The 5837-nt window shown below is 62.6% G+C and carries 3 protein-coding genes and 3 pseudogenes; 5 read left to right on the plus strand and 1 reads right to left on the minus strand.

Features of this window, described 5'->3' with window-relative positions; translation table 11 throughout:
* Positions 1 to 157: 157 nt before the first annotated feature.
* A complete protein-coding gene (locus AWB68_RS42085; protein ID WP_087650054.1) occupies positions 158 to 1087 on the plus strand; it encodes a DUF2950 domain-containing protein in 930 nt (309 codons plus the stop codon).
* Between the two features lie 73 nt (positions 1088 to 1160).
* Here the strand turns inward: AWB68_RS42085 and AWB68_RS51770 are convergent, their stop codons facing one another.
* Positions 1161 to 1376, minus strand: a complete 216-nt coding sequence (locus AWB68_RS51770) for a DUF2950 family protein (RefSeq protein WP_125483249.1) — start codon at positions 1374 to 1376, stop codon at positions 1161 to 1163.
* 641 nt (positions 1377 to 2017) lie between these two features.
* On the opposite strand from AWB68_RS51770, the pseudogene AWB68_RS42095 reads away from it, so the two are divergent.
* From AWB68_RS42095 to AWB68_RS42110, 4 genes and pseudogenes are all read left to right on the plus strand, one after another.
* Positions 2018 to 3529 (plus strand): annotated as a pseudogene (locus AWB68_RS42095) (glycogen debranching protein); the annotation flags it as partial.
* An 89-nt stretch (positions 3530 to 3618) separates the two neighbouring features.
* A pseudogene (locus AWB68_RS42100) lies at positions 3619 to 5200 on the plus strand (aspartate:alanine exchanger family transporter).
* Between the two features lie 57 nt (positions 5201 to 5257).
* A pseudogene (locus AWB68_RS42105) lies at positions 5258 to 5704 on the plus strand (Rossmann-fold NAD(P)-binding domain-containing protein); the annotation flags it as partial.
* 14 nt (positions 5705 to 5718) lie between these two features.
* On the plus strand, positions 5719 to 5837 hold a 119-nt coding region (locus AWB68_RS42110), incomplete at its 3' end, for a putative sulfate exporter family transporter (protein ID WP_200828948.1).

A 5837-nucleotide genomic window follows, 5' to 3' on the forward strand; every position in this document is an offset into this window, starting at 1 on the left:
GTTCTCAGGCGTAGGAGGGGGCGGCGCCGCTTCGCAGCACAACTTCGACCGGGGCAGATCGAGCATGCAGGGTTCCGGCTTTAACCGGCCCGCCGGTGGTGCAGGCGGTGGCATGCGCGGCGGTGGACGCGGTGGCAGGCGTTGAGGAGAGACGACCATGAATTTCCAGTCACGCGTTTTCAGGAAGTGGATGACGCTCGTACTCGCGAACCTCGCCGCTGCCGTTGTCCTGTCGGTCGGCATGACGACTTCCGGTTATGCGCAAAAGACCTTCAGCACGCCGGAGGCGGCGATGAACGCCTTCGGCGACGCGGTCGTGAAAGACCGCGAAGACGTGTTGCGCACCATCTTCGGCAATAACTTTCGGGACCTGATTCCGCCTGTCGACGCGCCGGTGCGCGAGACGTTCATTGCGGAATGGGCCAAGTCCCATGCGGTCAAGGCGACCGACTCGAAACATGCGCAAATTGCCGTCGGCGACGAGGGCTGGACGTTCCCGATTCCGCTCGTCAAGACCGAGCAAGGATGGCACTTCGATACGCGCGCGGGCGCCGAGGATATGCGATTGCGGCGCATTGGGCGCAATGAACTGGCCGTCATCCAGACCATGCTCGCGATCTACGATGCGCAACGCGAATATGCGCAAACCAACCACGACGGCGAGGGAGTGCTTGCATACGCGTCGAGGATGGTGAGCTCGCCGGGCAAACACGATGGGTTGTACTGGCCTGCCGGACCGGACGATACCCAGAGTCCGCTCGGCGAAGCGTTCGTTGATATGAGTTCGCGCAACGCCCAGAATGCCGGCTATTACGGGTACCACTACAAGCTGCTCGAGTCACAGGGGCCACACGCACCCGGTGGTGCCTACGATTACGTCGTTCGAGGCAAGCTCTTCGGCGGATTTGCCGTCATCGCCTGGCCGGTGAAGTACGGAGACACCGGGATCAAGAGTTTCATGGTGAGCCATGCGGGGCAGGTCTATGAGCGAGACTTGGGACCGCAGAGCACGGCGAAGGCGGAGGCCACGAAGTCGTTTGACCCGGGGCCGGGCTGGAGCAAGGTGCCCGATCGGGACCGCCGGTAAGCGCCCTTCGTTGGAGCGAGCGCCAGAGATCGTCTGGGTCACCGTGAACTCGTTTGGTCGATGCGGGGAAGACTCATTTCTTCACAAGCGGAATGGGAAGTCTCCAGACGTCGTTGCCCACTGCGATCCGAGCATAGTCGTGGTCGGTCGCCTGAATCGAATCGGACGGCTGCCACTCGCTCAGGACCCCTTCTCCCGGATCTCTGCTCCTACCCGAGGAATCGCGTAGCGGAAATCGGCTCCGAGCGCTGGGGACTTGGATAAATTGAAGGTAGGTGACGTGATTCACGTCGCCTACAAGGGTGCGTTGCTCCTATCGGCTGAAAAATTGAATTCGAGGGGTATCCGCTCGCGCGTCGAGTCGGAGGTCACCGTGCCGGCGTCTGACAGCCCCACTTTTATTTGCGCGTTCACGGAGGACGGAGCGAACGTTTAGTCGATGACCGGATTCGTGCAAGGGCCTGTTACCGAAATCTTGTAGAGGACCGACGGCCGGATTTGCGGGGGCAGCCACGGGACAAAAAGGGTGATGGCAGATGCTTTGTCAGTTGCAACCGTGACTGTTCGCGCTCATGTAGCAAGTGGTCCCGTCGGGACCGTGAACCACGCCTTTGCCATTCATCGTCCTCGCCTCGCCGCCTCGATTGGTCTCGGTCGTTCGCGCACCATTCTGGTTCGTTTGGGATGTCCAGGCGGTACCGGAATTCCGGTTGCAGCCGAAGAACGAAACCGCTCGCGAGGTAGGGGGGCTCCGGCCGGCGCGGGTGGTTCGGGGGATGTTTGCTGCGCGGTTCCCTATGTTGGCGAATGAGGCAATCCGCCTCGTTCTCCAGCAGGAGCCCAATCATGACCTCCGCTCAGGCAAACGCCAGTCTACTGCGCCAGCGTGATTCTCGGCATCCGGATCAAAATGGGGTCGGCGACGACAAGTTGAAGGCGCTCGGCGTCACGCACGTCGAACTGCTGCCGGTGATGGCCTTCGACGAGCAGGACATTCCCGCATCCGCCGCGGCGCTTGGGCTGCGCAACTACTGGGGCTACAGCACGCATAGCTTCTATAGTCCGCATCCGCGCTATTGCGTCGAGCCGGCGAGTGCGCCGCAGGAGTTCCGCGCGTTCGTCGACGCACTGCATGCGGCGGGGATTCGCGTGCTGCTCGATGTCGTATTCAACCACACGTCGGAGGCCGGCACGAACGGTCCCGTGATCCACTTCAAGGTGATGGCGAACGACGTCTTCTATCAGGTCGACAGGAACGATGCACGCCACTATCGCGATTACACGGGTTGCGGCAACACGATCAACTGCAATTAACCGCCGGTGTCGGCGTTCGTCATGCGTTCCCTCGAATATTGGGTGACTGAGTTCGGCGTCGATGGCTTTCGCTTCGATCTCGCGAGCGTCTTGGCGCGCGGCGCGCATGGAGAGGTGCTAGCAGTACCACCGCTGCCTTAGGCGATCGAGGCGTCGCCGGTGCTCTCGCGCGTGCCGCTGATCGCTGAGGCTTGGGACGCGGGCGGCCTCTATCATGTGGGCGCGTTTCCGGGCACGGCGTGGGCCGAGTGGAACGGCCGCTACCGCGACGTGATCCGCAGCTTCGTGCGCGGCGATCCAGGCATCATCGGGCAGGTGTGCTCGTGCATCGCGGGAAGCGCGGACCTCTACCAGAACGACGGCAAGCTGCCCGCCAACAGCATCATTTTCGTGACGTGTCACGACGGCTTTACGTTGAGCGATCTCGTCAGCTATGACGCGAAGCACAACGAGGCGAACGGCGAGGCCAGCCGCGACGGCAGCAACGACAACTTGTCGTGGAATTGCGGCGCGGAAGGCGAGACGGACGACCCGGCGATCATTGGCCTGCGTCTTCGACAAGCCCGCAACTTCATGGCGATTCTGCTCATAAGCCAGGGCGTGCCGATGCTCCTCGCTGGCGATGAAATCCTGCGCAGCCAGCGAGGCAACAACAACGCGTTCTGTCAGGACAACGCGCTCTCGTGGATGGATTGGCATCTCTCGGTCGACGCGCTCGACATGCTGCGCTTCGTGCGCGAAATGATTGCGCTACGCAAGCGCCACGCGAGCCTGCGCCATCGGCGCTTTCTCACCGGGCGTCCCGCGAACGGCCAAAGTTATCCCGATGTGGCATGGCATGGCGAGCGGCTCGACGACCCCGCATGGCACGACCCAAGCGCGCGTTTCTTCGCGTTCACGATCGCGGGACGGGGGCCGGGCGAATCTATGTTGCACATCGTCTTCAACATGAATGTCGATACACGTGACGCCGAGCTTCCCGTCCTTGACGGTCGGGGGTGGCGGCGTATAGCCGATACGGCCGCCCAACCACCGCAAGACATTGTGCCGGATGTCGAAACGGCGCGAATGGAACGCCATGCGTGCTGGGTCGAAGCGCGCAGCGTCGTCATCCTCGAATCATGCTGAATGCGCAGGGTTGTGCTGGACTGTCCGCCACAAAGCGCCTTTAATGTTCGAGTACAGCTGCGTTGCGTTGTCCACTCAAAGGAGGCGGCATGGATGCAGTCAGAACCTTCCTCGAGAATCAGTCGTTGTTCGCGCTGTTTCTGACCATCGCGCTGGGTTACCCGATCGGCGAGGTAAATATCAAGGGCGTGGCCCTCGGCTCCGGCGCCGTGCTCTTCGTCGGGCTGGCGATCGGCGCATTCGCGCCCAAGTCTGCGCCGCCGGCGTTGCTCGGCACGCTCGGCCTGCTGTTCTTTCTGTATGGCATCGGCATACAGTACGGCGCGCAGTTCTTCAGGGGCTTGACGAGCCGCGAGGGCGTCAAGGCGAACGCGGCCGCTTGCATCGGCGTGATCATCGCGGGTCTCGTCTCGTGCGGCTTCATCCCGTTCGGCATCACGCTCGCCGATGCGCTCGGCATGTTCGCGGGCAGCGGGACCAGCACGGCGAGCCTGCAAGTGGCCATTGCATCGATGAAGAGCAACGATGCCGCCGTGGCCTACAGCGTCGCGTATCCGTGCCGGACCGATTCTGTTTCTCTATATGCTGAACATTGGGCTGAAAGTAAAGATCCAGAAGCCGCCGGCGAAGATACTTGAAACGGCGGAGATCGCGCTGAGAAACACGAGCCTCTCCGGCCTCAAGCTGTCGGAACTGGCGCGCCTCCTGCCTTCGGGCGTATCGATCGCCGCGGTGCGCCGCGCGCATCACAATCGGTTGGTCACGGCCGACTTCACCTTGCAAGCCGACGATGTGCTCCTCGCCACCGCCACCGAGCGCAGCCTGCTCGACGAGGCCACGGCCTTGTGCGGCGAGCTGCAGCCGGGGCGCATGGCGAGCCACCGCGAAGACCTCGATTATATGCGCGTGTTCGCGTCAAATCCGGCGGTAGTCGGCACGGCGCTCGGCCAGATTCGCTTTCCCGATGGCGTGAACTGCTCGATCGCGTATGTGCGCCGTGGCGACGCCGATATGCTTTCGTCGCCCGATCTCATTCTCGAAGCCGGTGACCGCGTCGGCCTGCTCGTCAACCGCGCGCATCAGGCGACCATGCGCGCCTTCTTCGGCGATTCGATCAAGGGCACGGCCGATCTCAGCTTCATCTGTCTTGGCATCGGCGCGGCGGCGGGCTTGCTGGTCGGCGCGATTCCGCTGCGCGTGCCGGGGCTCGGCGCCTTCAGCCTGGGGCTCGCCGCCTTGCTGCTGGTCGCGCTATGTCTCGGCAAGCTGCGCCGCAGCGGACCGTTCGTGTGGGTAATGCCCCTGTCGGCGAACCTCGTGTTGCGCAACCTCGGCCTCACGATCTTCCTCGCACAGGTGGGCATCTCATGCGGGCCAAAGTTCATCGCGACGGTGGGCACCGCTGGTCCGCTCCTGCTGCTCTATGGCGCGATAACGCTGCTGGTACTCGTGGGCGTCACGGCGGTGTGCTGCCTTTGGATCTTCAGGCTGCCCTTCGACACATCGGTGGGCGTGGTCTGCGGCGCGACCGGCAATCCCGCCATTCTCGCATTCGCCAATCGCATCGCGCCAACGGATCAGCCCGACATCATGTACGCGATGATTTTTCCATCGATGACCATTGTCAAAGTGCTTTTCGTGCAGATCGCGATATCGATTGCAGCCGGCTAGGCGCCGCCGCGCCGCGCCCGATAGAAGGTCGAATTCCGGAACGAATAGGAGCCCATCATGGAAGTGGCGGTATTCAGTTCGACGCCCTACGAGCGCCAGTATCTCGACGAAGCGAACAGGGCCGAGCATCACAAGCTCAGGTACATCGACGTGTCGCTCGATGTGGACACGGCCGGTCTCGCCGCGGGTTACGGCGCAGCCTGCATCTTTGTCAATGACAAGGCTAATGCCGACGTGCTCGAAGCCTTGCACAAGGGCGGCACGCGTCTGCTCGCGCTGCGCTGCACGGGCTTCAACAATGTCGACCTGTCAGTTGCGGAGAAGCTCGGCATGAAGGTCGTTCGCGTCGTCACGTATTCGCCGAACTCGGTGGCGGAACATGCGGTTGCATTGTTGCTCGCGATCAACCGCAAGGTGCACCGCGCCTATAACCGCACGCGCGACTCGAACTTTTCGCTCGATGGCCTGACCGGCTTCGATCTGTACGGCAAGACGGTCGCGGTGTAGCCGTCGTCGGGGTGACCATCGTGGTCAGCTACGGTATCGGGCGCCTTCTGGGTTTGCATCATCGGATGGCCTTGCTGGTCGCATGCGGCAACTCGATCTGCGGCAACTCGGCGATTGCCGCCGTGGCACC

Origin of the sequence: Caballeronia choica (assembly GCF_001544535.1) — a bacterium.
Taxonomy (GTDB): domain Bacteria; phylum Pseudomonadota; class Gammaproteobacteria; order Burkholderiales; family Burkholderiaceae; genus Caballeronia; species Caballeronia choica.

Excerpts from the sequence above, each read along its gene's own strand:
- AWB68_RS42085 (WP_087650054.1), top strand. The coding sequence starts at position 158 with ATGAATTTCCAGTCACGCGTTTTCAGGAAGTGGATGACGCTCGTACTC.